The sequence below is a fragment of the Actinomadura meridiana genome (assembly GCF_039537545.1).
GTDB classification, from domain to species: domain Bacteria; phylum Actinomycetota; class Actinomycetes; order Streptosporangiales; family Streptosporangiaceae; genus Spirillospora; species Spirillospora meridiana.
Map to the genome: position 1 here is coordinate 71,550 of NZ_BAABAS010000028.1, position 25,622 is coordinate 97,171.

Below are 25,622 nucleotides of genomic sequence, written 5' to 3' on the forward strand. Positions count from 1 at the left end.
GTCCTGCCCGCCGGGCACGCCGTCGCCGTCATTTCTGCCAGGGGAATCGGTCGGCGAACGCCGGTTTCAGGTCGTCCAGCCAGGTCGCCTCGGGGTCGTAGCGAGCGAAGAACGGCTTGTTGACCAGGTCGGCGTCGCGGCACTGGATGAAGTGCAGCGCGAACACCTTCTCGCCGTTGATGTCGACGACGCCGTCCACGCAGACCTTGCCGGGCGTCGCCGACATCGACGGGCCGCGCACGGTGCGGGACAGGCCGGACACGTTCTTGTACGCGTCCCGGAAGATCTCGTAGGCGCGGGCCAGCGGGACGGCGAAGTAGTCCTGCGGGCCGGTGTCGCGCTCGACGAACAGGTAGTACGGGACGAGCCCCATCCGGGTCTGGACGCGCCACATCGTCTCCCAGGTGGCGGCGTCGTCGTTGATCGTCCGGATGACGGGCGACTGGGTGCGGATGACCGCGCCGGTGTCGCGGATGCGGCGGCACGCCTCGGCGACCATGAGCGGTTCGAGCTCGCGCGGGTGGGTGAAGTGCGCCATGAACGCCAGGTTCTTGCCCGACTCGACGACCTGCTCGAACAGGCGCAGCATCTCGTCCGCGTCGGGGTCGGTGACGAACTTCTGCGGCCAGTACGCGAGGGACTTGGTGCCGATCCGGATGGATTCGAGCTGTTCGAGGTCGAGCAGCGGCTCGACGTAGCGGCGCAGCACCGGCTCGCCCATGATCATGGCGTCGCCGCCGGTGAACAGGACGCTGGTCACCTCGGGGTGCGAGAGCAGGTAGTCGCGCAGGGCGGTGACGTCGTCCCCGGCCATCTTGAGGTCGGCCTCGCCGACGAACTGGGCCCACCGGAAGCAGTACGTGCAGTACGCGTGGCACGTCTGGCCCTGTTTCGGGAAGTACAGCACGGTCTCGTCGTACTTGTGCTGCATCCCGGGGATCTTGCCGTCGCCGAAGCTCGGGATGTTCAGCTCCAGCTGCCCGGCGGGGTGCGGGTTCAGCCGCATCCGCACCTGGTGCGCGACGGCCTCGATCTCGGCCTTGGGAGCCTCGCGGCGCAGCAGGTCGGACAGGCGCGCGACGTCCGCGGCGGGGAGCATGTCCTCCTGCGGGAAGACCAGCCGGTAGATCGGGTCGTCGGGCGCGGCCGACCAGTCGATGAGCTCGTCGATGACGTAGGCGTTCGTCCGGAACGGCAGTACGGTCGCCACCGCCCGGGTCGCGAGCCGCTGGGCGGGCGAGAGCCCCGCGCGAGCGGTGAGCTCGTCGAGATGCTTCGCCGTGAAGGCGCGGAACTTGCGACCGGTGGATCGCACCGCGGGGGCCGCGTCGTTCACCAGTGTCACGTGTTGGTACTCCTTGCTGTCAGCGGGAGGCGCACCCGGCGGGTGCGACGTCACGTACCGTGATCGAAAGTGTTCAGGACACCACCATTCAACCGTTTAAGACGGGTTCATGCCGAATTGATGCCCTCTACCCGGAGGAACCAAGCCGGTCAAGGACTATCCCGACAAATCGCCTGGACATCATCGTTGACGCCCCACCCCTAGTACAACGACAACCGCGGGCCCACTTCTGCGTCACGGGACGCTCTGGCGCCAGGCAAGGAATCCGCATACGGGACGGAAAAATCAATCACGTGACGCATACAGGTGCGTACTGTCGGTGACCTTGCTCTTGTGGAGATACGTCGCAAGGCCGCGGAGATGGCCCAACGGGTCACGGGCGCGAGTCGCAAGAAGGCCCTGGTCCTCGGTTCCGCCGCGCTGCTCGTGCTCGCACTGGTGGGCGGCGGCGCCGCGTTCCTGCTGACCGGCCGCGGGGAGCTTCAGTACAAGACCCAGTCCGCGCTGCGCCGGGCGATGCCGGTGACGGCGGCGGCCGAGTTGCGGGAGCGCGGCGTGTCGCTGGCGTCGCCGCTGAAGTGCGCCGACCTGCCCGGCTGGACGAAGACGAAGATGCGCGTGTCCTGCACCGGCACGACGTCCGACCAGAAGCCGGTCGAGGTCCTCGGCACCGGCCAGGAGGACACGCACAAGGCCTACTACACGATCCTCGTGGACGGGCGTCCGCTCGTGGAGAACGTCTCGTGCCTGGGCGCCGACTGCGGCAAGAAGAACGGGTAACCGTCAGGACGGACGCGGGAACGTCCTACGATGCGATGAGCTGCATGATCGCGGTACGCCGCGGTCGGCGTCCTCGTCACCCGTCAGTCTTCTGGAGCTGCCATGACCGGCATCGGCGCGACACGCCCGTTGCCGATCGCCGTCGACACCATGGGCGGCGACCACGCCCCGGAGGAGGTCATCGCGGGCGCGGTGGACGCCTTCCGCGAGCACGGCGTCGGGCTGGTACTCGTCGGGCAGGCCCCGCGGATCCGGCAGGAGCTGGACCGCCACGGCTTCGTCGGCAAGATCCCGATCGTGCACGCGGACGAGGCCCTGGACATGGGCGAGGGCGCCCTCGCGAGCTGGCGCAAGCCCCGCTCGTCCATCGCGATCGCCTGCCATCTCGTCCGGCAGGGACGGGCGTCGGCGCTGGTGTCGGCGGGCAGCACGGCCGGGGTCGTGGCGACGTCGCGGCTGCGGCTGAAGGGCCAGCAGGGCGTGATGCGGCCCGCGATCGCCGTGACGTTGCCGACCCGTCCGCGACCCACGATCCTGCTGGACGCGGGCGCCACCGCCGACGTGAAGCCGGAGGGTCTGGTCCAGTTCGCCGCGCTCGGCACCGCGTACGCGCAGATCCTGCTCGGCGGCGAGGACCGGTCGTACCGTCCGACCGTCGGGCTGCTCAACATCGGCGCCGAACCCGGCAAGGGCGACAAGCTGACGAAACGGGCCCATGAGCTGCTCGCGGGCGGGGGCCACGGCATCGAGTTCGCCGGGAACGTCGAGGGCCACGACCTGCTGAGCGGACGGGTGGACGTCGTCGTCGCCGACGGCTTCACCGGCAACATCGCCCTCAAGACCATGGAGGGCACGATCCGGACCGCGTTCACCGAGGTCAGGGACGCGATGTCGGGCGGCGCGGCGGCCCGGATGGGCGCGCTGCTCCAGCGCCGCCGGATGCGGGAGCTGCGGGACCGGCTCGACCCCGACACCTACGGCGGCGGCGTGCTGCTCGGCCTCAACGGGACGGTCGTGATCGCGCACGGCGCGTCCCGCGCGCGGGCGATCACCTCGGCCTGCGAGCTGGCGGACCGGCTCGCCGCCGGACGGATCGTGGAGCGGATCCGCGACCAGGTCGCGCTGACCCGCACGTCCCGGTTCGGCCGCCGCACGCACGGCGAACGCGACACCCCCACCGACGATGGCGCCGCCGCCGCGACCGAGCGCAAGGACACTCCGCCCGTCGCCTGAGCCCGCGCCCGAGCGCGTCGTCTGAGTGCGGCGGATACCCGGTCGGCTGGGGGGCGGGGCGCCGCTAGCCTTGGAACATGTCCGATCCGCAACTCGTACTCGCCGCCCGGGTCCAGGCCGCTCTGAGCGCCGCCTTCGGACCGTCGTACGCGGACGCCGACCCGGTCATCCGGCCGTCGTCGTTCGCCGACCTTCAGGCCAACGTGGCGCTGCCGCTGGCCAAGAAGCTGGGCCGCAAGCCGCGAGACGTCGCGGAGGAGATCGTCGCGAACCTCGACACGGCGGGCGTCGTGTCGGACGTCCAGGTCAGCGGCCCCGGGTTCATCAACCTGACGCTCAGCGACGACTGGATCGCCGGGGAGGCACAGCGGGCCCTGGCCGACGCGCGGCTCGGCGTCCCCGCCGTGGAGAAGCCGCGGAAGGTCGTCGTGGAGTACTCCTCGCCGAACGTGGCGAAGGAGATGCACGTCGGGCATCTGCGGACCACGATCGTCGGCGACGCCGTCTCCCGGGTGCTGGCGTTCCTCGGGCACGAGGTCGTCCGCGACAACCATGTCGGCGACTGGGGCACCCCGTTCGGCATGCTGATCGAGCACCTGCTCGACCTCGGCGAGGACGCGGCGGCGCGGGGCGACTCGTCCGTCCGCGACCTGACCGCGTTCTACCAGGCCGCGCGGGAGAAGTTCGACGGCGACGCGACGTTCGCCGACCGGTCCAGGGCGCGGGTCGTGGCGCTCCAGGCGGGCGACGCCGAGACGCTGCGGCTCTGGAACGTCCTGGTCGAGGTGTCCAAGCAGTACTTCAACGACGTGTACGGACGGCTCGGCGTCACGCTCACCGACGACGACATCAAGGGCGAGAGCTTCTACAACGACCTGCTCGCCCCGACCGTCGCGGAGCTGGAGGACAAGGGCATCGCGGTGATCAGCGAGGGCGCGCTGTGCGCGTTCCCGCCCGGGTTCACCGGACGCGAGGGCGAGCCCCTGCCGGTGATCATCCGCAAGAGCGACGGTGGCTACAACTACTCCACGACCGACCTCGCGACGATCCGGTACCGGGTCGACACCGAGCGGGTCGACCGGATGATCTACGTGGTCGGCTCGACGCAGGCGCTGCACTTCCAGATGGTGTTCGCGGTCGCGCGGATGGCGGGCTGGCTCGGCGACGACGTCGAGGCCGAGCACGCCCAGATCGGCAGCGTCCTCGGCACCGACGGCAAGCTGCTGCGGACCCGGGCGGGCCGGACCGTCCGGCTCGCCGAGCTGCTGGACGAGGCCATCGAACGGGCGGGCGCGGTCTTCGACGAGATCCAGCATGACGAGCCGTTCGACGACGCGACCCGGGCCTCGATCGTCCGGGACGTCGGCATGGGCGCCGTCAAGTACGCCGACCTGTCGGTGGCCCGCGACAGCGAGTACGTCTTCGACCTCGACCGGATGATCTCGTTCCACGGCAAGACCGGCCCGTACCTCCAGTACGCGGCGGCGCGGATCCGGTCGATCTTCCGCAAGGGCGGGCTCGACCCGGCGGACGCGACCGGCCCGATCGTCCTCGGTCACCCCACCGAGCGGGCGCTGGCCCTCGAACTGCTCGGGTTCGGCGCCGTCGTGCAGCAGGCCGCCGACACCGCCGAGCCGCACCGGCTGGCGAGCTACGTCTACGCGGTCGCGGACGCCTACACGTCGTTCTACGAGAACTGCCCAGTGCTCAAAGCCCCCGACGAGGAGACGAAGGCGTCCCGGCTGGCTCTGTGCGCGGCGACGCTGCGCACGCTCGTCACCGGCCTCGACCTCCTCGGCGTCCCCACCCCGGAACGCATGTAGGGGTCAGACGCGGGCCACGCCCCGTTCGCGGGAGACCTGCTCGCGGACGGCCGGGACGATCTCCAGCGCGAACACGGCCAGCTGCTCGGGGTCGCCGCCGAACAGGAACGTGTCGACGCGGTGCCCGATCGCCAGCTCGGTCATTTCGTCGATCCACTGGCGCGGCGGCCCGTGCAGCAGGCCGCCGGGCTCGCGCCCGCCGATGGTCCCTTCGAGGACGTACACGCGGCGGATCTCCGCCGGGTCGCGGCCCGCGGCTGTCGCCGCGTCGTCGAGGCGCCGCTGCCCGTCGGCGAGCCGTTTCGGCGGGACGAGCGACGACGGCGCGATCCAGCCGTCGGCGACGCGTCCGGCCAGGTCGAGCCCGTGCGGGCCGGTGACGCCGAGCCAGATGCCGATCTGGTGCGCCGGGTCGGGCCCGGCCCGCAGCGCCGTGAAGCGGTAGTGCTCGCCGTCGAACCGGAGGCCGTTCTGGTCGCTCCAGTGCATGCGGATGACCTGCACGGCCTCCTCAAGGGCACGCCGCGCCGCTGCCGCGCCGCCGGGCCGCGTCCCGCCGTAGGCGTCGACGCCGTCCGGGGACGCGCCCGCGCCGAGGCCCAACTCGACGCGGCCGCCGCTGAGCCGGTCCATCGTCGCGACCGCCTTGGCCAGCACGGCGGGCGGCCGCAGCGGCAGGCACGCCACGGCGGGCAGCACCCGGATCCGGGTCGTGGCCGCCAACGCGGCCGCGACCAGCGTGACCGCGTCGGCGGTGCCGCGCCGGTACGGCTCGTCGCGGACGCCGAGCAGGTCGAGGCCGAACCGGTCCGCGTCCCGCGCGGTGCCGAGCAGCGAGACGGACGCGTCCGGTGCCAGCGACACCCCGAACCGCACCGGCCCGGGGCCCGTCACTGTAGGTAGCCTTCGACCTCGTCCGGCGGCCGCACGTCCTCGTCGCCGGGGTCGTCCCCGGCCTCCAGCCTGGCGCGGCGGCGCCGCAGCAGGTCCCAGCACTGGTCGAGCGCGACCTCCAGCCGCTCCAGCCGCCGGTGCTCCTCCTCGCGGCTGAGTTCATGGCGCTGATAGCGCTCGCGGAGCCGCTGCTCCTCGCCGACGAACTCGCCGATGCGTTCCAGGATGTCCTGCTCGTCCCGCTCGTCCCGCTCGCCCCGCTCGTCCTGCCCGTCCTGCTCGTCCATGGGTCGGTCAGCGGTCGCGGGCGGAGCTGGTGAGCCCGCTCAGGAACCCGCCGTCCGACCGGGTCGAGTGCTGGAGCGAACCGGTCTTCGGCTCGACCATGGACGAGGAGGCCCGGGTCGCCGGGCGGGACGCGGGCCGGGACGTCGTCGTCCGGCGGGCCGTCGTCGCCCGCGACTTCGGCGCGGTCGCCTTCTTCGCGGTGCCGGACGACTTCGACGCCGTCGTCCTGCGGGCCGTGGTGCCCGTCCGGGCGGACGTCGTCGACCGCGAACGGCTGGACGCCGCCGTGGACTTGCGCGCCGTCCCCGTCCTGGACGCGGTGCTCTTCTTCGCCGCCGTGCTCCTGGCCGTCGTCCTGGACCCGGTGGACCTGGCCGTCGTGGTGATGACCTTCGCGGCCGCGTCCATCGCCTTCGCGGCGTCGGTCATCGCCTTGGTCGCGCTGGTCATGGCCTTGGTCATCGCCGTCATGGCCTTCGCCGACGTGGACGCCTTGGTCGCCACCGACTTCATCTGCGTGGCGGCGGTCTTGGCCTGGCTCGCGGCCTTGGTGACCCGGGTCGCGGCGGCCGACGACGCCCGGCTGGACGCCGCCGTCGGCTTCTTCGCCGCCGTCGTCTTCCGTGCCGTGGTCGTCTTCCGTCCTGTGGTCGACCGGCCCGTGGTCGACCGGCTCGCGGCCGACCGTCCCGTGGTGGACCGGCCCGCAGTGGATCGGCTGGTCGTGCTTCTCGTGGACGACCTGGCGGCCGACGTGCGCTTGGCCGCCGGCTTCCTGGCCGTGGTGGACTTCTTCGCTGTCGTGCTCTTCGTACGTGACGCCGTCTTGGTAGGCACTGATCTCCCCCCAGTGATGATCAGTTACGGGGAGATCTATTCCACCGTTTGTGACGCTCTACACACGCGGAGTCAAATCAGCTCAGACGCCCACGGGATGCCAGACGGTCTTCGTCTCCAGGAACGCCGTCATCCGCGCGGTTCCGGGGTCCCCACTCCAGTCGGTCGTGCCTGGACGAAGAACGCGCTTCAAATTCTCCGCGGCCTTGCTTTCCAGGTCGGCGACGTCGTCGGCGCCGACCCCGGCGAGGTCGATCGCATTGACGTCCATGTGGGACGCGAGCCACGGCGCGATCTCCGCGCGGCGCCCGGTGAGGATGTTGACGACCCCGCCGGGCAGGTCGGACGTGGCCAGCACCTCGGCCAGCGTGATGGACGGCAGCGGCGCCGGTTCGGACGCGACGACCACGCACGTGTTCCCCGACACGATCACCGGGGCGACGACGGCGACGAGGCCGAGCAGCGGCGAGTCGGGCGCGACGACGGCGACGACACCTGCGGGCTCGGGCGTCGAGAAGTTGAAGAACGGCCCGGACACCGGGTTCGCGGCGCCGGTCACCGCCGCGAGCTTGTCAGCCCATCCGGCGTACCAGACCCATCGATCGACGGCGGCGTCCACCTCGTCCGCGGCCTCGCTCTTGGACACCGAAGGCCGTTTCGGGGGGTGTGGGGGGTCGTCCCCCCACAGGCGACCCGCGCGGCGCAGCTCGCCCACGAACTGGTCGCGGCGCCCTTCCAGCATCTCGGCGATCCGGTACAGGATCTGGCCCCGGTTGTAGGCGGTGCGCCCGGACCAGCCCGCGAACGCCTTGCGCGCGGCCGAGACGGCGTCACGGGCGTCCTTACGGGACGCCTGGGCGGCGTTCGCTGCGAACCGTCCTTTGGCGTCGGCGACCACGTACGTCCTGCCGGATTCGGATCGGGGGAACGCGCCCCCGATGTACAGCTTGTAGGTCTTGCGGACGTCCAGCCGGTCAGACATCGAGGTAGCCCTCCAGTCCGTGGCGTCCGCCCTCGCGGCCGAACCCCGATTCCTTGTAGCCGCCGAACGGGGAGGCCGGGTCGAACTTGTTGAACGTGTTGGCCCACACGACCCCGGCGCGGAGACGTTGCGCCGTCCACAGGGTCCGGGAGCCCTTCTCGGTCCAGATTCCGGCCGACAGACCGTACGGGGTGTTGTTGGCCTTGGCGACGGCCTCGTCCGGCGTCCGGAACGTCAACACCGACAGCACGGGCCCAAAAATCTCCTCCTGCGCGATCCGGTGCGACTGCGCAACGCTGGTGAACACGGTCGGCGCGAACCAGAACCCCCTGGCGGGCAACTCACACGGCGGCGACCAGGCATCGGCGCCCTCCGCCTCCCCCACGGCCGACAGTTCCCGGATCTTGGCGAGCTGCTCGGCCGAGTTGATCGCCCCGACATCGGTGTTCTTGTCGAGCGGATCACCGACGCGCAGCGTCGCCATCCGCGCCTTCAGCCGCTCCAGCACCTCGTCGGCGACCGACTCCTGGACGAGCAGCCGCGACCCCGCGCAGCACACGTGCCCCTGGTTGAAGAAGATCCCGTTGACGATGCCCTCGATGGCCTGGTCAAGGGCGGCGTCCTCGTACACGATGTTGGCGGCCTTACCGCCGAGCTCCAGCGTCAGCTTCCGCCCGGTCCCCGCGAGAACACGGGCGATCTGCCGTCCCACCTCGGTGGACCCGGTGAACGCGACCTTGTCGATCCCGGGATGCGCGACGAGCGCACGCCCCGTCTCACCCGCACCCGTAACAATATTGACGACACCTGGCGGCAACTCCGCCTGCCGACAGATATCGGCGAACAACAACGCGGTCAACGACGTCGTCTCGGCAGGCTTGAGCACAACGGTGTTCCCGCACGCCAACGCGGGCGCGATCTTCCACGCCAGCATCAGCAATGGGAAATTCCAAGGAATCACCTGCCCCGCGACACCCACGGGCTTCGGATCGTCCCCGAACCCGGCATAAGCCAGCTTGTCGGCCCACCCGGCGTAGTAGAAGAACCAAGCCGCGACCAACGGGACATCCACGTCCCGCGACTCACGAATGGGCTTGCCGTTGTCGATCGACTCCAACACGGCCAGTTCCCGCGCCCGCTCCTGGACGATTCGCGCGATCCGATACAGATACTTGGCGCGCTCCCGTCCCGACATGGGACCCCACACGGTGTCGTAAGCGGTCCGCGCGGCAGCAACGGCACGATCCACATCCGACTCGTCAGCACAGGCGATATCGGCCAACACACTCTCATCAGCCGGATTGATCGACTTGAACGGCTCCCCACGCCCCTCAACGAACTCACCACCGACGAACAGCCCGTAAGAGGCGCGGATGTCAACAACGGCCCGAGACTCAGGCGCGGGCGCGTACTCGAACACCATGATCAGTCCACCGTGAAGTAGTCGGGACCGGAATACACGCCCGTCTCAAGCTTGCGGCGCTGCATAAGGAGGTCGTTCAACAAACTCGACGCGCCCAGCCGGAAGAACTCGGGCGCCAGCCAATCAGGCCCGGCGGTCTCGTTGACGAGCACCAGATACCGAATCGCGTCCTTGGTGGTCCGAATGCCACCCGCCGGTTTCACGCCGACCTGCCGTCCAGCCGCGGCCCGATAGTCGCGAACGGCCTCCAGCATCACCAGCGTGACGGGCAACGTCGCGGCGGGCGACACCTTGCCCGTCGAGGTCTTGATGAAGTCGGCCCCGGCCCGCATGGCCAGCCACGACGCCCGCCGGACGTTGTCGAGCGTGACAAGCTCCCCGGTCTCCAGGATGACCTTGAGATGTGCGGCCCCACACGCCTCCTTCACCGCCGTGATCTCGTCGAACACCTTCTCGACGTCCCCCGCCAGAAAGGCCCCCCGGTCGATCACCATGTCGATCTCGGCGGCACCAGCAGAGACCGCCGCCCGGACATCAACGAGCTTCGCCTCCAACGGCGCCCGCCCAGACGGAAAAGCGGTCGCGACACTCGCGACCCCGATGCCCGTCCCCGCAAGGGCCCGCACGGCGACGTCCACCAGATCCGAGTAGACGCAGACAGCCGCCACCCTGGGCACCCCCGGATCGCCCGGATCAGGCCGCGCCGCCTTCGCGCACAGCGCCCGCACCTTCCCAGGCGTGTCCGCGCCCTCCAGCGTCGTCAGGTCCACCATCGAGATCGCCAGGTCGATCGCCGCGGCCTTCGCCGTCGTCTTGATCGACCGGGTCGCCAGCCGCGCCGCCCGCTCCTCGGCGCCCACCCGATCGACACCGGGCAACCCACGCAGAAAGGCGCGCAGCTCGGCGCCCCCGTTCAGAGTCTCCATTGACACGCCCCCAGCATCGCCGACCAACGCCCCCCACACCAAGCCCACACCCGACCAACCCACGCAATCCGTACACCGCCTTCTCCGTAGGCGGCGGCTCGCGTCGCAGGTCCACGGCGAAACGCGCTGGACATGCGATGCGTCACCGGCATGACCTGGACGTTTCGGCCAGCGGCCGACCCCGCGATCCGCGCCATGGTGATGGCTGAGTTCTACCGGCATGCCGTGGACGGGCTGCCCGTCTGGAAGTTGCGGGCGCTCGGGCAGGGGTGGGCGGACGGGCTCGGTGGTCTCGCCCGCGCCCATGGCGTCCAGATCGACTGAGCTGGGATTTCGTCGGTTCGTCTTGACACCGGCCATCGTCACACCTCTAAAGTACTAGGACCCTAGTTAATTAGAGGTGGCAATGATCGAGTTTCATCTCGACTCCGAGTCGGGGGTGTCGCCGTACATGCAGCTCGTGCGGCAGGTGAAGCACGCGTTGCGGCTTGATCTGTTGCGGGAGGGCGATCAGCTGCCGACGGTCAAGGAGGTCGTCGCGCAGCTCGCGATCAATCCGAACACCGTGCTCAAGGCGTATCGGGAGCTGGAGCGCGACGGGCTCGTCGCGCCGCGGCCGGGTGTCGGGACGTTCGTGACGCGGACGCTGGCGGGTGAGTCGCTCGCCGCGCACGGGCCGTTGCGCAAGGACCTGGAGCGCTGGCTGACCAAGGCGCGGATGGCCGGAATGGACGACGAGAGCATCGAGGCGCTGTTCATGACCACATTTCGGTCCGCCCGTCAGGAGGGCATAGCGTGACCGCCGCACTGGAGGCCAAGGGGCTGGGCAAGAAGTACGGGAAGCGGTGGGCGCTGTCCCAGTGCACGCTGGACATTCCGGCCGGACGGGTCGTCGGGCTCGTCGGGCCGAACGGGGCCGGCAAGACGACGCTGCTGAACCTCGCCGTCGGGCAGCTCAGCCCGGACGCGGGCAGCATCCGGGTCCTCGGCGGACGTCCCGCCGACGGGCCCGCGCAGCTCGCCAGGGTCGGGTTCGTCGCCCAGGACACGCCCACGTACTCCGGGCTGAGCGTCGCCGAGCATCTGAGGCTCGGGGAGCGACTCAACCCGAAGTGGGACGACGCGCTGGCCCACGGGCGGATCACGCGCCTGGGGCTCGACCCCAAGCGGAAGGCCGGGAAGCTGTCGGGCGGGCAGCGGGCGCAGCTCGCTCTCACGCTCGGGCTCGCGAAGCGTCCCGAGGTGCTGATCCTGGACGAGCCGGTCGCCGCGCTCGACCCGCTGGCCCGCCGCGAGTTCCTGCAAAATCTGCTGGAGGCCGCGGTCGACCAGTCGCTGAGCGTCGTGCTTTCTTCGCATCTGGTGTCCGACCTGGAACGGACGTGCGACTACCTGGTCGTGCTCGTGGAGTCCCGGGTGCAGGTCGCCGGGGACGTGGACGAGTTGCTCGCCACCCACCACCGGCTCACCGGGCCGCGCCGCGATCCCGGGACGCTGCCCGCCGACCAGTACGTCGTGTCCGAGAGCCACACCGAGCGGCAGAGCACGCTCATCGTCCGGACGACCTCCCCGATCCACGACCCGGGCTGGAGCGTCGGGCACGTCGGGCTGGAGGACCTCGTCCTCGCCTACATGAGCGCCGCGCCGGCGCGTCCCTCGCTGGAGGCCGTCCGATGATCTGGCTGACGCTACGGCAGTTCCGCGTCCAGGCGGCGGTGCTGCTCGGCGGGCTCGTCGCCCTCGGCGCCTTCCTCGTGCTCACCAGACAGGGGCTGGTGGACGACTACGGCAACGGCCTCGCCGAATGCGGCTCGGTCGACAACTGCGGGAAGTTCACCCGGAACTTCTTCGACGATCACCAGACGTCCTTCGGCGCGATGATCGCCGTCGTCGTGTTCGTCCCGGGCATCATCGGGGTCTTCTGGGGCGCGCCGCTCATCACCCGGGAGATCGAGCACAACACGCACCGGCTCGTCTGGAACCAGAGCATCACCAGGACCCGGTGGCTCGCCGTCAAGCTCGGCGTGATCGGCCTGGTCGCCGCGGTGACGGCGGGCCTCTCGGCGCTCGTGGTGGACTGGTGGTCCGACCCGATCGACAAGGCCGCGATCAAGGACGCGCCGCGGCTCGCGCCGCTGGTGTTCGACGCGCGCGGCATCGTCCCGATCAGCTACGCGGCGTTCGCGTTCGCGCTCGGCGTCACCGTCGGGGTCGTCGTCCGCCGCACGCTGCCGACCATGGCGATCACGCTGGCCGTGTTCGTCGCCGTCCAGATCGTGACGCCGATGTTCATCCGCTCGCACCTGATCCCGCCCAAGACCGCGACGGTGGCGATCACCGAGCAGAACCACGGGGAGATGATGATGAACGGCGACCGCGAGACCATGAAGCTGGCGCTGAAGGTGGACGTGGAGCCGGGGGCCTGGACGCTCACCAACGAGACGGTCGACAGGTCCGGCAAGAAGGTCGGCGAGATCACGATCCCCGCGACGTCGCCGTGCCGTCCGCACCCGCCCGAGCCTGGCGGTCCGGGCAGCCCGATGGTCGAGCCAGAGGGGCCGTCCAAGGCGTGCTTCGACTATCTCGCCGCGCAGGGCTTCCGGCAGAAGGTCGTCTACCACCCGGCCAATCGTTTCTGGCCGCTGCAATGGGCCGAGACCGGGCTGTTCGCGATCGTGACCCTGGGGCTGACGGGCTTCTGCTTCTACTGGACGCGGCGCCGCCTCACCTAGCGCGGCTCACGGCGTGTCGGCCCCAGATGCCCGAGGTCGGCACGCCGTGTTCAGGGGGTGAGGGTCAGGGCGCGGCCCAGGATCTCGGCGGTCGCGTGCAGCCGGTGCGCCGACCCGAGCGCCCTCGGGAGCCGTCCGGGAGGGCACGAGATCGCGAGGGCGCCGACGAGGGTGGACGCGGCGTCGGTCACCGGGACGGCGGCGCAGCCGGTGCCGAGGGCGTACTCCTCGCGGTCGAACAGCACCTCGCCGGACGAGTCGAGCGACCGGATCAGCCGCCCCGGCTCGGTGATGGTGTTCGGGGTCAGGTCGACCAGCGGATGCCTGGACAGGTAGTCGCGGCGCCGGTCGTCGTCGAACTGGCTCAGCACGCACTTGCCGATGGCGGTGGCATGCGCGGCGTCCTCGAAACCGACCCACAGATCGACTCGCGGCGTGCGGGGGCCGTCGGCGATGTCGATCAGGCGGATCTCGTCGTCCATGTGCATGCTGAAGTACACGGCCATGCCGAGCTCGTCCCGCAGGGTCGTCAGGATCGGACGGATGAGGGTGAGCAGCCGCTGCCCGCGGCTCTGCCCGTGCAGCGCGGCGACACGCTCGCCGAGGACCCAGACGCCGCCTGACAGCCGGGTCGCGTAGCCCTCGTGCGCGAGGGTGCGCAGCAGGTGGTAGGTCGTGGCAAGTGGAAGCCGGGCCTCGCGGGCGAGCAGCTTGGCGGGCGCCCCGTTCGGATGCGACGCCACGGCCTCCATCAGGTGCAGAGCGCGCTGCACCGAGGCGATGAGAGTGGGTTTGCGTGTCTCACTCATCACGGACAGCGAACCCCTCCGGCCCAGCTCGGTCAAGGCCTCCGACGACGTTCCGCCCATTGCATCATCTCCGCCGCGCGGGCGGGCGGCGTTTCCCCGATCCGGCCAGGGGAAAGCCGAGGTCGCGTAGATGACTACTCGGCAGTAAAACCGGGGAGTAACTTCGTGAAACGGGCACGTCTCCCACAAGGAGCACGCATGAGCCACACGCAGCGGACCCAGCAGCAGCGGACCCACGAGCACCACTCGGGGAAGCCGCGCGGGCACGTCGACGAGCGGACGGCCCGGAAGGTCGCCGAAGAGGCGCGCGAGAGCGAATGGCGGCTGCCGAGCTTCGGCAAGCAACTGTTCCTCGGAGACTTCCGCCTCGACCTCGTCCACCCGCATCCGCGTCCGGACGAGGAGTCGCGGCGCAAGGGCGAGGAGTTCCTCGCCGCGCTCACCGACTTCTGCGCCTCGAAGATCGACTCGCAGGCCATCGAGCGGGACGCGCGCATCCCGGACGACGTGATCGCCGGGCTGCGCGACCTCGGCGCGCTCGGCATGAAGATCCCCGAGAAGTACGGCGGGCTCGGGCTCAGCCAGCTCTACTACGGGCGCGCGCTGATGGTCGTCGCGTCCGCCAACCCCGCCATCGCCGCGCTGCTGTCGGCGCACCAGTCCATCGGCGTCCCGCAGCCGGTCAAGCTGTTCGGAACGCGCGAGCAGAAGGACCGGTGGCTGCCGCGCTGCGCCACCGAGATCAGCGCGTTCCTGCTCACCGAGCCCGACGTCGGATCGGACCCGGCGCGGCTGCGTGCCACCGCCGTCCCGGACGGCGACGACTACGTTCTGAACGGCGTCAAACTGTGGACGACCAACGGCGTCGTCGCCGACCTCGTCGTCGTGATGGCGCGCGTCCCGAAGTCGGAGGGGCACCGGGGCGGCATCTCCGCGTTCGTCGTCGACATGTCCACGCCCGGCATCACCGTCGAGAACCGCAACGCCTTCATGGGATTGCGCGGCATCGAGAACGGCGTCACGCGGTTCCACGACGTCCGCGTCCCGCGCGCCGACCTGATCGGGTCCGAGGGCGCGGGCCTGAAGATCGCGCTGACGACGCTCAACACCGGACGGCTCTCGCTGCCCGCGACCTGCGCGGCGGCCGGAAAGTGGGCCACCAAGATCGCGCGCGAGTGGTCGGGCGAACGGGTGCAGTGGGGTCGCCCGGTCGGCGAGCACGAGGCCGTGTCCAAGAAGATCGCGTTCATCGCGGCGACCGCGTACGCGATGGAGGCGATGGTCGACCTGTCCGCGCAGCTCGCCGACGACGACCGCAACGACATCCGGATCGAGGCGGCGCTCGCGAAGCTGTGGGGCTCGGAGATGGCCTACCGGGTCGCGGACGAGCTCGTCCAGCTGCGCGGCGGCCGCGGCTACGAGACGGCCGCGTCCCTCGCGGCGCGCGGCGAGCGCGGCGTCCCCGCCGAGCAACTGGTGCGCGACCTGCGCATCAACCGGATCTTCGAGGGCTCCACCGAGATCATGCACCTGCTGATCGCCCGCGAGGCGGTGGACGCGCACCTGTCGGTGGCGGGCGACATCATCGACCCGGACGCGACCACCGGCAAGAAGGCCAAGGCGGCGGCGAAGGCGGGCGGGTTCTACGCGCGCTGGCTGCCGACCCTGGTCACCGGCGCCGGACAGCGCCCGCACGCCTACGGCGAGTTTGGCCCGCTCGCGCCGCACCTGCGCTACGTCGAACGCGCGTCCCGCAAACTCGCCCGGTCGATCTTCTACGCGGCCGGACGCTGGCAGGGCGGCCTCGAACGGCGGCAGGGCTTCCTCGGCCGGATGGTCGACATCGGCGCCGAGCTGTTCGCGATGAGCGCGGTGTGCGTGCGCGCCCACGCCGACTCGTCCGCGGCGGGCCCGCCGATCAGCACCAGCGTCCCGGACCCCGGCGAGTCGGCGATCCTGCTGGCGGACGCCTTCTGCAAGCAGGCGCGCGTCCGCGTCGAGGAGTTGTTCGAAGGGCTGTGGCGAAACACCGACGCGATGGACGCGAAGCTCGCGCGGGGCGTGCTCGCCGGTGAGTTCACCTGGGTGGAGGCGGGCGTGATCGACCCGTCCATCCCGGGGCCGTGGATCGCACCGTCCGAGCCGGGCCCGAGCGAGAAGGACGACGTCCACCGCACCATCGGCTGACGCGTTCACCGCACCATCGGCTGACTGGTTCACCGGGCCGTCGGCCGACTCGTTCGCCGCGCCATCGGCTGACGACCGGACGATCTGATCTACGCGACGGTAGACTGACCCGACCTTCGCGCCGAAGATCGCGCCGTCCCCAGTCGGGACAGGTCATTCGATCCGGCGGAACCAACAGCACAGCGGCGAGATCGCCGCACGCCAACGCACCCAGCGAGCGGGAAGTATGCAGTCACCTGGTCAGAAGAAGTCCATCGCGGGATCGCTCCTCAGCCTCGTCGGCAGCCGTCCGAAGGAACCGGCGGCCGCCAAGCCGGACCCGGACGGCGACGTCGTCCAACCGGCCGCCGGTGAGGGCCAGCTGGAGAACCATCTGGGCGGGGACGAGGCCCGCAACTACCGCAAGTACGAGTACGACACCGTCGCGCCGCACGTCGGCCGGTCGATGCTGGAGGTCGGCTCCGGGCTCGGGCACTTCTCCGAGCAGTTCGCCGGGAGGCTCGACTACCTCGTCGTCAGCGACAACGACCCGTACTGCGTCGGCGAGCTGCGCGAACGCTACGACGGCAACGAGGACGTCGAGGTCATCGACCTGGCGCTGCCCGCCGAGATCGAGATCCGGCGCAAGGTCGACACCGTCGTGATGATGAACGTCCTGGAGCACATCAAGGACGACGCGCAGGCGCTGCGCGACCTCGCCGCCGTCACCCAGCCCGGCGGCCGGATCGTGATCTGGGTGCCCGGCTACATGCAGCTGTACGGCGACTTCGACCGCAAGGTCGGGCATGTCACCCGGTACACGCCGACGACGCTGGAGGAGACCGTCCGCGCGGCGGGGCTCGTCCCCGAGGTGCTGAAGCCGATCAACTTCCTCGGCGGCATCGCCTGGTGGTTCGCGGTCCGCCGGGGCGGCGCCGGATATCCCGACCCGAAGCTCGTCAAGATCTACGACCGGACGGTCGTGCCGCTGACCCGCACCATCGAGCGTTTCGTCCGGCCGCCGTTCGGCCAGACGGTCTTCTGCGTCGCCCGCGTCCCACGCTGACCGGGTCCCGGCGGGCCGCCGGGTCGCGGGGTCGGGCTTGGACGCGGGGGGTCGGCTTGGACGCGGGGGTCGGGCTTCGACGCGCGGTCAGGCTTCGACGCGGGGCGAGTGGCCGTTCGCGGTGAACAGCGCCAGCCGGTGCGCGGTCGCGGCGGCCTCGCCCCGGCTCGTCACGTCCAGCTTCCCGAGGATGTTGGACACGTGCACGCTGGCCGTCTTCACGGAGATGAACAGCGCCTCGGCGATGTCGCGGTTGCTGCGTCCGTCCGCGACCAGGCGCAGCACCTCGAACTCGCGGGGCGTCAGGCCGAGCGGCACCGAGGCGTCGCGGCGCGGCGTCCGGGTGCGGCGCAGCAGGTCGGCGGCCTGTTCCCCGAGCGGGACGGCGCCGAGCCCAGCGGCCAAATCGGTCACGACGCGCAGCCGTTCGGCGGCCCCGTCGTGGTCGCCGTCGACCACGGCGGCCTCGGCGGCGCGCAGCAGCGCCCGCGCCCGGTAGTAGGGGTTGCCGAGCGTCTCCCACGCGGCCGCGGCCTCGTCCCACGCGAGCGTGTCGAGATCGCCGCGGGCGCGGGCCAGTTCGGCGGCGAACATCAGCCGGTGCGCGTCCTGGAGCGGGCCGACGCAGCGCAGCCCGGCGGCGCGCTCCTCGATCCGGCGCAGCTCACCGGGTGAGGCGTCGCCGAGTTCCGCGCACGCGGCCACGCCGGTGATCAGCGCGGGCCAGGCGTAACGGGCGTCGTCGGGCAGGCCCTGCTTCTCCAGGACGGGGCGCACCGCGTCCAGCGCGGCCTCGGGGCGACCCTCGGCGAGCGCGATGTTCGCCTCAAGCCAGAGGGCGGCGAAGTAGTCCTGCGTCTTCAGCCACTTCGCCTTGACCTTCATGATCTCGCGGGACGGCACCAGCCGCGACTTGGCGGCCGCCACGTCGCCGCGCGCCAGCGCGATCCACCCGGACAGGACGAGCAGCGACGTGCGCGTCGTGACCGCCGGGTCCTGCTCGACGGCGTGGTTCAGGACGGCGAGCGCCTCGTCCCACCGGCCGAGCGACACCAGCGGCTCGGCCTGGTTGATGGACATGAACGTGCCCTGCGTGCGCGCCACCCCGTACTCGCGGGCGAGTTCGGTGCCGCGTCCGGCGACGGCGGCGGCCTCCTCGTGCCGTCCGGCGCCCTCCAGGAAATGCGACTTGATCACGTAGTAGCGGAGCAGGACCCGGTGGTTGCCGCTGTGCTCGGCGGCGTCCTCCACCTCGGCGAGCATCGCGTCGCTGGCGTAGTCGATGTCGACGCAGAACGCGGTGACCAGCGCCTCGGCCTCGGTCACGGGATCGCCGAGCCGGCGCGCGGTCTCCAGCGCCTCGGCGGCCGCCCGGCGGCCCGTCTCCATGTCGACGGTGACGCGGACGTAGTTCGCCAGCGTCGCCAGGGCCCGCGCCCGGAGCACGGTCGGCGGGTCGGCGGGCAACGCGTCCGCGGCGGCGCGGATGTCCTCAAGGAAGCCGGGACGGGCCATCTGGTAGCGCATCCGGCCGCGCAACTCCAGGAGCAGGGCGCGGTGCTCGGGGTCGGGCTCGGCCTCGGCCTCCAGTTCGCGGAGCGCGGCGGTGGCGAGTTTGAGGCCACGGTCGTACTCGCCCGCCTGGTCGGCGGCGGTGGCCGCGTCCTGCAATACCTTGACGTGGCTCGCGTCGATGCGCGCCTCGGCGTCCGGGACCTGGTCCCACAGTTCGAGGACGCGCGACAGCATCGCCAGGCACTCGGCGTAGGCGACTGCCTTGCGCGCCTCGGCGGCGGCGCGCCAGGACGCGACCAGCGCCCACGTGCTGTCGTGCGCCGCGTTCCAGTGGTAGCTCAGCTCGACCCATGATCGGCCCGCCGGAACGAGCCCCGGATCTTCCTCCAGGGCCTCGGCGTAGCGCTTGTGGAGCCGCGTGTACTCGCCGGGCAGCAGGTCGTCGTGGACGGCCTCGCGGATCAGCGCGTGCCGGAAGGCGTACCCGTCGCCCTCCACGACCAGGATGTTCGCCGCGACGGCGGGCCTCAGCACCCGGGCGAGCGCGGTGTCGTCGAGCCGGGTCACGGCGGCCAGCAGCGCGTGCTCGATCCGGGTGCCGCCGCCGCTGGCGTCGCGCAGCACGTCCTGTGTCTCTTCCGGGAGCCGCTGGACGCCCGCGAGCAGCAGATCGCGCAACGACTCGGGCAGCTCGCACGCCAGCGTGCCGTCGTCGTCGAGAAGCGCCTCGATGAACAGCGGGTTGCCCTCGCTGCGGGCCGCGATCCGCTCGACGAGCCCGGCGGTCGGCGGAGCGCCGAGCAGTTCGGCGACGAGCGTGGCGACGTCGGCGCGCGACAGCGGCTCGATCTCCATCCGGCGGACCCGCTCGACCCGCTCCAGCCCGGCGAGCAGCGGCCGCAACGGATGGGTGCGGTGCAGCTCGTCCGTCCGATAGGTCACCACGATCAGCACCGGCGCGATGCCGAGGTTACGGACCAGGAACGCCAACAGGTCGCGGGTGGACCGGTCGGCCCAGTGCGCGTCCTCGACGACCAGCACGACCGTCTCGCGCTCGGCCAGCCGCTCCAGAAGCGCGAGCATGACCTCGAACAGCCGGGCGCGCTCCTCGTCGGACGCCTCGTCGGACTCCGGCTCCCCGAACTCGGGCAGCAGCCGCGCGAGCAGCCCGGTGTCACCGCGCGGCACGAGCGCCGCGACCCCATCAATGCCGATGTCGCGGACTAGCCCCCGCAGAACGGTCGTGAAGGGCGCGAACGGCAGGCCGTCCGACCCGAGCTCCAGACAGCCCCCGGCCAGCACCTTGGCCCGCTGCCCGTCCACAACCTTGGTGAACTCGCGGATCAGCCGGGTCTTGCCGAGGCCCGCGTCCCCGCCGACGAGCACGGCCCCGGGCGCCTCGGCGAGGGCAGCGTCCAGTTTTCCCAGCTCGGCCCACCGACCGACCAGGACAGGACTCATCGCACGCGCGCTCACGTCACAAGCATGCCAAACGGATCGGACAATCCCACCTGAATATTCACCGGTGAGACGCGCCCCACGAGGTGGCCGTGGTCCCCCGATGGCCACGGCCACCACACAGTCAGACGTCCGCGCACCCGGAAATAGTTCGCGTTCCTTCCAGAAAGATCTACGGCCCGCCGGACGGACGTCCGGCGACGAGGTCGCTCAACCGGTCCCCCAGCCGCTGGAGGGGCAGCCGGTACCGGCGTTCACGCACCCGCGCGCGACGTTCCTTCCGCGATCCCTCCGCGTACCGACGCCGGGCCCACAGGGAGTCGGGGCGCGCCAGCCGGACGGCGCCGACGAACGCCACGATCCCGACGAACAACCCGATGAGCCCGGTCCAGATCTTGCCCTTCAGCAGCGCGACGAACGACAGGCACAGGTCGAAGATCAGGACGAACGCGATCGTCCAGAGGCCGTCCCCGGCGACGTCGTCCGCCCCCAGGGGCCGCAGGCCCACGAGCAGCAGCCCGCACAACGCGATCGTGATGAACACCACCTCGACCGACAACCGTCCCTGCTCGCTCCAGTAGACGTCCTCCAGGTGCAGGACGAGCGCGAACTCGTCCAGCACAAGCGCGGTACCAACCCCGAACACCCCCGCCGCGACCCCCGCCCACGCCGACGTCCCGTCCGCGATGGCAAGCCCGCCGACACCTCCGACGCACATGAACACCAGCCCAAAAACCACGTGGTGAATGTGCTGCCCACCCGGTGCGACGTTCCCGGGCCACCACCGCGCCTGCCTGCGAATCATCCGGACGCTGAACCGGATGAACAGGAACCCGACGATGAACGCCACAAGGAAACAGGTCAGCCTCAGCCGCCCAGCGTCCGCGATCTCCCTAGAGAACCAGTCCCCCACACAGCAGACCTTCCGCCACTAGCCCCAACCCACACCCAACGGTTGGCCACCGAACGGCCTCCGCCGGTCAGTTCGGGGATGCGGCGAGAGGCGCGCGGAGCCGGTCGAGCTCATCTAGCCACTCCCGACCATCGACCTCGTCCCAGAGCTCCCGCAACTCCGACTCCGGCGCAAGGACACGATCCAACACCTTGACCGCCAAAGCCCGGAGATCGACAGGCAACTCCGGCACAGGTTCGTCCGGCCCATAGACAGAGTCGGTAGACGGGCCCCCGGGACATTGCACAGCGACCAACGCAGCAGCGGCGACCCCGCGCACGCCCTCGAAGCTGTCCAGGTACCCCGCCTCCCGAATCACGTCCTCCAACGCTCCCCGAATCGCCGCGGCCCGCTCCACAAGCGGCAGCTCGTCAAGCTCCGAGGCGAAGTCGGCCGCGTAGTCATTACCGAACGGGCTGGCATCCCAAGTCCCCATTTCCCACCTCCAGACCCGCACCCTAGAAGCCACCACCGACAGTCAACGCCGATCTCCCCGGAGCGCCTTCACCACGGCCCACACGCTCTTGCCCTCGGCCTCGTCCCGAACCCCATGCGCCTCGGACAGAGCGTCCACGATCCCGAGCCCCCACCCACCCGGATCAGCAGCACCAGACAGCGGCCCCTCCAGATCGGGCGAAGACCTCCTCGGCCGCTCGGGCGACGAGTCCCACACCTCCACCTGAAGCCCGTTGCCGACCAGCCCCATCCGCAACGCGACCGGCGAACCCGGAGTCGCCTCCACCGCGTTCGTGAGCAGCTCCGACGTGATCAGAACAGCGGCCTGCACCGTCTCCTCGGCAAGCCCCCACTGAAGCGCCTGCGACTCGACGATCAGCCGCCCCTCCCGCACAACGTCCGGCGTGGCCAGAAACCCCCGCCGCAAGACCCCGCGCCCCGCCGACGCCATACGTATCTACGAACCCGTCGCTGTGACGGGGCTGTTCGAGACCGAAGACTACGCACGCGCGCTTCTGCGGCCAGGTCAACGAGCTCACCGCCTCGATCGGGCCGTCGCCAGTCGAATGGCCCGGCAGGAAGTGCTGCGTAGGGACGAGCCACCGTGGGTCGTCGTTCTCATTCTCGAAGCGGCAATCCGAAAGATCATTGGCAGCAAGGAGATCACAAAAGCCCAGCTCACCTCGCTACTGGACCTAATAAGCGAGCCCAACATCACCGTACTCGTCGTACCGGATGACGCAGAGGTCTATCCTGCGGCAGGCTTCACACTGTTCAGTCAGGCAGGCGAACCCGAGATCGGGTTCGTAGAAAGCGCAGGCGGCACCGGCCGGGTGATCGAACTAAGCTCTAAAGTGGAAGGGCTCCGACAGCTGTGGGACCTAATCTTCAGCGCAGCCTTGCCCGATGTGGCGTCGGAGGCTCTGATCCGCGAGGTGATGGAGAGCTTGTGAAGAACGTAGAACAAGTCGCATGGCGCAAGAGCAGTTACACCAGCCAGGAAGGCGGCACCTGCGTCGAACTGGCCAACCTCGACCTCACCGTCGGCGTCCGGGACAGCACGGACCCGCAAGGGCCGGTCCTCCAGTTCAACCGTCCAGCGGTCGCCCAACTCGTCAGCCGCATCAAGACCGGCGAACTCGACCGTTAACCGTCCCCTCACAGGCCCCCTCTCCGGAGGGGGCTTTACTCGTATTTCGGCTGCTCAGCCACAGAGCACAGCATCGCCAACCATCCTCCAACAGAGGAACATCAGGCCATGAGATCCGACCACGACACATGGCGTAAGAGCACCCACAGTGGCCAAGAGGGCACCACGTGCGTCGAACTCGCTAATTTGGGCACCACATGGCGCACGAGCAGCCACACTGGCCAGGAAGGCGGCACCTGCGTCGAACTGGCCAGCCTGGGCGTCGTCATCGGCGTGCGAGACAGCACTGACCCGCAAGGGCCCGTCCTCCAGTTCAGCCGCCCGGCGGTCGCCGGGCTCGTCCGTCGCATCAAGACCGGCGAACTCGACCAGTAACCGCCCCCACAGACCCTCCTTCGGTTCTAGGGGCTTTACTTTTGTTCGGCCAGCCCCCCACTCCACAACCTGGCCCCCATCTTCTGCGGTCCGGCATTCGGCGACCCCTTGCAACATGAGGTGGGCGCGGACGCCTGCACGTTGTAGCGCCTGTGGTCATGGACGAGAGCGTGCTCGCGAGCTGAAGCTGCTCTGTGAGGTGAGCAAGTCTCGGCAAGCACTCGGATGGAGGCAGGATCATGCGGTTACGGCTCCTCGGGACGGATTCCGACCACGGCAACTGCCCGGCGTTGTACGCCACCGACCGCGGCACCTACGTGGTTCAAGGGAAGGTCGTCACCGACCCAGCAGCGCTCGGCGATGTACGTAACCTCGCCGACGATGAGAGCATCGTGGAGATCGAACCGGCGCTGGTCCGGCATCTGATCGAGCACTACGACGACCACCATGCGGAGGGCTGACCGTGGCCGAGTTGGTGAGCGGCGACCAGTTCGGTGCGATCTTCCGCAACGTCCGGCGTTCGGCGTTCCGGCTGGAGACGCGCGACCGCTACAACGTGCCCGCCGAGCAGGAACGAGTTCGGCGGTTTCTCGCGGGCGACCCGGACGAGCACTTCCTCCTCGGCGCGCACTCTTGGGGTGAGATGACACGGGTGGCGGTGAGGGAAGGGCGCCCGTTCACGCGGGTCCGCGTCGTGTCGGTGCCACTGGGGGACTACTCGCGATACGCGCTGTGGTCCGCTCAGGGCAATCTGGGAGCCGGGGAAGAGATCCAATACCTCGACCGTGAGCGGGCCGCCGCGCTCGGGCTGCCGGTGCGGCCACCGCATGACGCATGGCTGCTCGACGAGGAACGGGTGGCCGTCCTGCACTTCGACGACGACGACCAGCCTCTCGGCGCCGAACTGCTCGACGAGGCGGCCACCGTCGTGGAGCACCAGCGGTGGCGGGACCTCGCTTGGAAGGCATCGGTCAGCCGGGACGAGTTCTCGCGGGGCCTTTGATCGTCGCCCATGTCCACGTCCCATCAACAGGCCCGCGATGCGCTCGGCCTGCGCTTGCGCGAGCTGCGTAAGGACTCGCGGCTCGCGCAGCGCCGTCTCGCCGAGCTGGCGGGCTGGCACGAGAGCAAGGTCTCGAAGATCGAGCACGGCAGGCAGACGCCCGGCGAGGACGACATCCGGACGTGGTGCCGCCTCGTCAACGCCGAGGAGCACCTTCCTGACCTGATCGCGACCGTCCGGAACATCTCGAGTGCCTACACGGAATGGCGGCGGGAGTGGCGGGCGGGCGCGGGACGACGCCAGCGAAGCATCGCGGCGCAGGAAGCCGAAACGAGGCTGTTCCGGATCTTCGAACCATTCGTCGTCCCCGGCCTGCTCCAAACACGCGACTATGCCGCGCAACGGTTCCGCGACAACATCGCCTTTCACGGCACCGGCGGCGATGTCGACACGGCCGTTCAGAGTCGCATGGACCGGCAGGACGTGCTCAGGCGCGGGGACCGTGACCGCCGCTTCCACATGGTGATGTGCGAGGTCGCGTTGACGATCGGACTGGCGGACGACGATGTCATGATCGCGCAGCTTGAACGGCTGCTCACGCTGTCAATCCTGCCGAGGCTGAGCCTTGGCATCATCCCGACGCGGGCCCGGCATCGGCGAGCACCCCATCACGGTTTCTGGGTCTTCGACGAACGCCTCGTCCTCGTGGACACCGCTTCGGCCGAGCTAACGATCACACAGCCACGAGAGATCGCGGTGTACCTCCAGGAGTTCGACGTACTCGCGAGATCAGCCGTCTACGGACCCGCCGCGCGTGAGCTGATCGCGGATGCGGTCCGAATGCTACGAGCAAGCTGAAGCAAGCTCCTGGCCCCGCGTCCGGACGCACGGCCAATCTGGAGACGTCCCGCGAAGGGAATCGACGTCTGGAGGTAACGGTGATCGTCGCAACCGAACGGAAAGCCAAGACCGCCAAGGACCCGCGCGAGCTGGTCGGAACCGAACTGTTCGCGAAGCTGTCGGCGTACGTCGCCAAAGGCCAGGAGGTCACCCTCTCCTACGCCGAGGGCGTGGTCGGGCAGACGCTGGTGTGGCTGCGTGCCGTCGCCGAGAACCCCGGAGTGCGGCTCGGGATGTCCGAGACCGTGGACCCGGGCTGGCACGCCTTCCTGCTGCACAGCCAGGACTACGCCGAGTTCTGCGCGGAGACGTTTGGTTATTTCCTGCATCACGTCCCGCCCGCGCCTGGCGTGAGCATGGGCGACAAGGAGATCTCACGAACGCTCCCGGCGCTGTTCGCCACCGGGTACCGGGTCGAGGTCGAGCACTGGGCGGGCGCGGCCTACCCGTGCTGCCCGCCCAACCCGTGCGTCGTCAAGATTTCAGGTGCCTGATCGCGGGGCGGGCTC

At 70.0% G+C, this 25,622-nt stretch carries 28 protein-coding genes; 16 read left to right on the forward strand and 12 right to left on the reverse strand.

Annotated features, from left to right (window positions below):
• Positions 1–28: 28 nt before the first annotated feature.
• Positions 29–1,345 carry a KamA family radical SAM protein gene (locus ABD808_RS34850; protein WP_344906510.1) on the reverse strand — a complete coding sequence of 439 codons (1,317 nt, stop codon included), beginning with the start codon at positions 1,343–1,345 and terminating at the stop codon, positions 29–31.
• 333 nt (positions 1,346–1,678) lie between these two features.
• Between ABD808_RS34850 and ABD808_RS34855 the strand changes: the two genes are divergently transcribed.
• The 3 genes from ABD808_RS34855 (at position 1,679) to argS (ending at position 5,181) form a co-directional block, all read left to right on the forward strand.
• Positions 1,679–2,125, forward strand: coding sequence for a flagellar basal body-associated FliL family protein (locus ABD808_RS34855; RefSeq protein ID WP_344906513.1), 447 nt, complete (start codon positions 1,679–1,681; stop codon positions 2,123–2,125).
• 102 nt (positions 2,126–2,227) lie between these two features.
• The gene (gene plsX / locus ABD808_RS34860) at positions 2,228–3,358 is read left to right on the forward strand and encodes a phosphate acyltransferase PlsX (RefSeq protein WP_344906516.1); all 1,131 of its coding nucleotides are present in this window, start codon (positions 2,228–2,230) and stop codon (positions 3,356–3,358) included.
• A gap of 77 nt (positions 3,359–3,435) precedes the next feature.
• On the forward strand, positions 3,436–5,181 hold the full coding sequence (argS, locus tag ABD808_RS34865) for an arginine--tRNA ligase (RefSeq protein WP_344906519.1): 1,746 nt from the start codon (positions 3,436–3,438) through the stop codon (positions 5,179–5,181).
• A gap of 3 nt (positions 5,182–5,184) precedes the next feature.
• On the opposite strand, the gene ABD808_RS34870 is transcribed toward argS, so the two are convergent.
• From ABD808_RS34870 to deoC, 6 genes are all read right to left on the reverse strand, one after another.
• Complete coding sequence (locus tag ABD808_RS34870; RefSeq protein ID WP_344906522.1) at positions 5,185–6,075, reverse strand: LLM class flavin-dependent oxidoreductase; 891 nt, start codon at positions 6,073–6,075, stop codon at positions 5,185–5,187.
• Positions 6,072–6,362, reverse strand: a complete 291-nt coding sequence (locus ABD808_RS34875; RefSeq protein ID WP_344906525.1) for a DUF2630 family protein — start codon at positions 6,360–6,362, stop codon at positions 6,072–6,074. The genes ABD808_RS34870 and ABD808_RS34875 overlap by 4 nt, the downstream gene beginning before the upstream one ends.
• 7 nt (positions 6,363–6,369) lie before the next feature.
• Positions 6,370–7,200: a hypothetical protein gene (locus ABD808_RS34880; protein WP_344906528.1), complete on the reverse strand. Its 831-nt coding sequence runs from the start codon at positions 7,198–7,200 to the stop codon at positions 6,370–6,372.
• A gap of 82 nt (positions 7,201–7,282) precedes the next feature.
• A complete protein-coding gene (locus tag ABD808_RS34885; protein ID WP_344906531.1) occupies positions 7,283–8,182 on the reverse strand; it encodes an aldehyde dehydrogenase family protein in 900 nt (299 codons plus the stop codon).
• Positions 8,175–9,605: an aldehyde dehydrogenase family protein gene (locus ABD808_RS34890; protein ID WP_344906534.1), complete on the reverse strand. Its 1,431-nt coding sequence runs from the start codon at positions 9,603–9,605 to the stop codon at positions 8,175–8,177. Before ABD808_RS34890 ends, ABD808_RS34885 begins: the two co-directional genes overlap by 8 nt.
• Before the next feature lie 2 nt (positions 9,606–9,607).
• Positions 9,608–10,531, reverse strand: a complete 924-nt coding sequence (gene deoC / locus ABD808_RS34895) for a deoxyribose-phosphate aldolase (RefSeq protein ID WP_344906710.1) — start codon at positions 10,529–10,531, stop codon at positions 9,608–9,610.
• Between the two features lie 150 nt (positions 10,532–10,681).
• Between deoC and ABD808_RS34900 the strand changes: the two genes are divergently transcribed.
• The 4 genes from ABD808_RS34900 (at position 10,682) to ABD808_RS34915 (ending at position 13,263) form a co-directional block, all read left to right on the forward strand.
• Positions 10,682–10,855, forward strand: a complete 174-nt coding sequence (locus ABD808_RS34900) for a TerD family protein (protein WP_344906537.1) — start codon at positions 10,682–10,684, stop codon at positions 10,853–10,855.
• 82 nt (positions 10,856–10,937) lie between these two features.
• Entirely contained in the window at positions 10,938–11,330 is a 393-nt protein-coding gene (locus ABD808_RS34905) for a GntR family transcriptional regulator (RefSeq protein ID WP_344906540.1), read from the forward strand.
• On the forward strand, positions 11,327–12,208 hold the full coding sequence (locus ABD808_RS34910) for an ABC transporter ATP-binding protein (RefSeq protein WP_344906544.1): 882 nt from the start codon (positions 11,327–11,329) through the stop codon (positions 12,206–12,208). Before ABD808_RS34905 ends, ABD808_RS34910 begins: the two co-directional genes overlap by 4 nt.
• Positions 12,205–13,263, forward strand: coding sequence for an ABC transporter permease subunit (locus tag ABD808_RS34915; RefSeq protein ID WP_344906547.1), 1,059 nt, complete (start codon positions 12,205–12,207; stop codon positions 13,261–13,263). The genes ABD808_RS34910 and ABD808_RS34915 overlap by 4 nt, the downstream gene beginning before the upstream one ends.
• A 50-nt stretch (positions 13,264–13,313) precedes the next feature.
• On the opposite strand, the gene ABD808_RS34920 is transcribed toward ABD808_RS34915, so the two are convergent.
• Entirely contained in the window at positions 13,314–14,072 is a 759-nt protein-coding gene (locus tag ABD808_RS34920) for an IclR family transcriptional regulator (protein WP_344906550.1), read from the reverse strand.
• A gap of 198 nt (positions 14,073–14,270) precedes the next feature.
• Between ABD808_RS34920 and ABD808_RS34925 the strand changes: the two genes are divergently transcribed.
• A complete protein-coding gene (locus ABD808_RS34925) occupies positions 14,271–16,259 on the forward strand; it encodes an acyl-CoA dehydrogenase family protein (protein WP_344906553.1) in 1,989 nt (662 codons plus the stop codon).
• Between the two features lie 226 nt (positions 16,260–16,485).
• Complete coding sequence (locus ABD808_RS34930; protein WP_344906556.1) at positions 16,486–17,304, forward strand: class I SAM-dependent methyltransferase; 819 nt, start codon at positions 16,486–16,488, stop codon at positions 17,302–17,304.
• 87 nt (positions 17,305–17,391) lie between these two features.
• On the opposite strand, the gene ABD808_RS34935 is transcribed toward ABD808_RS34930, so the two are convergent.
• The 4 genes from ABD808_RS34935 to ABD808_RS34950 all read right to left on the reverse strand — a co-directional run bounded on the left by ABD808_RS34935 (position 17,392) and on the right by ABD808_RS34950 (position 22,079).
• Complete coding sequence (locus ABD808_RS34935) at positions 17,392–20,295, reverse strand: helix-turn-helix transcriptional regulator (protein ID WP_344906559.1); 2,904 nt, start codon at positions 20,293–20,295, stop codon at positions 17,392–17,394.
• Positions 20,296–20,449: 154 nt separating this feature from the next.
• Complete coding sequence (locus ABD808_RS34940) at positions 20,450–21,190, reverse strand: hypothetical protein (protein ID WP_344906562.1); 741 nt, start codon at positions 21,188–21,190, stop codon at positions 20,450–20,452.
• A gap of 67 nt (positions 21,191–21,257) precedes the next feature.
• Positions 21,258–21,665, reverse strand: a complete 408-nt coding sequence (locus ABD808_RS34945; RefSeq protein ID WP_344906564.1) for a DUF4259 domain-containing protein — start codon at positions 21,663–21,665, stop codon at positions 21,258–21,260.
• A gap of 42 nt (positions 21,666–21,707) precedes the next feature.
• On the reverse strand, positions 21,708–22,079 hold the full coding sequence (locus ABD808_RS34950; protein WP_344906567.1) for an ATP-binding protein: 372 nt from the start codon (positions 22,077–22,079) through the stop codon (positions 21,708–21,710).
• A 10-nt stretch (positions 22,080–22,089) separates the two neighbouring features.
• Here ABD808_RS34950 and ABD808_RS34955 point away from each other — a divergent pair, with 10 nt between their 5' ends.
• The 7 genes from ABD808_RS34955 (at position 22,090) to ABD808_RS34985 (ending at position 25,607) form a co-directional block, all read left to right on the forward strand.
• Positions 22,090–22,638, forward strand: a complete 549-nt coding sequence (locus tag ABD808_RS34955) for a DUF5753 domain-containing protein (RefSeq protein WP_344906570.1) — start codon at positions 22,090–22,092, stop codon at positions 22,636–22,638.
• Positions 22,635–22,835 (forward strand): DUF397 domain-containing protein, encoded by a 201-nt coding sequence (locus ABD808_RS34960; RefSeq protein WP_344906573.1) that lies wholly within the window; start codon positions 22,635–22,637, stop codon positions 22,833–22,835. The genes ABD808_RS34955 and ABD808_RS34960 overlap by 4 nt, the downstream gene beginning before the upstream one ends.
• A 108-nt stretch (positions 22,836–22,943) precedes the next feature.
• Complete coding sequence (locus ABD808_RS34965) at positions 22,944–23,210, forward strand: DUF397 domain-containing protein (RefSeq protein ID WP_344906576.1); 267 nt, start codon at positions 22,944–22,946, stop codon at positions 23,208–23,210.
• 239 nt (positions 23,211–23,449) lie between these two features.
• Positions 23,450–23,671, forward strand: a complete 222-nt coding sequence (locus ABD808_RS34970; protein ID WP_344906579.1) for a hypothetical protein — start codon at positions 23,450–23,452, stop codon at positions 23,669–23,671.
• 2 nt (positions 23,672–23,673) lie between these two features.
• A complete protein-coding gene (locus ABD808_RS34975) occupies positions 23,674–24,213 on the forward strand; it encodes a DUF6879 family protein (RefSeq protein ID WP_344906582.1) in 540 nt (179 codons plus the stop codon).
• A 9-nt stretch (positions 24,214–24,222) separates the two neighbouring features.
• Positions 24,223–25,071: a helix-turn-helix domain-containing protein gene (locus ABD808_RS34980; RefSeq protein ID WP_344906584.1), complete on the forward strand. Its 849-nt coding sequence runs from the start codon at positions 24,223–24,225 to the stop codon at positions 25,069–25,071.
• 80 nt (positions 25,072–25,151) lie between these two features.
• Positions 25,152–25,607, forward strand: a complete 456-nt coding sequence (locus ABD808_RS34985) for a glycine-rich domain-containing protein (RefSeq protein ID WP_344906587.1) — start codon at positions 25,152–25,154, stop codon at positions 25,605–25,607.
• The last annotated feature ends 15 nt before the right edge of the window (positions 25,608–25,622 follow it).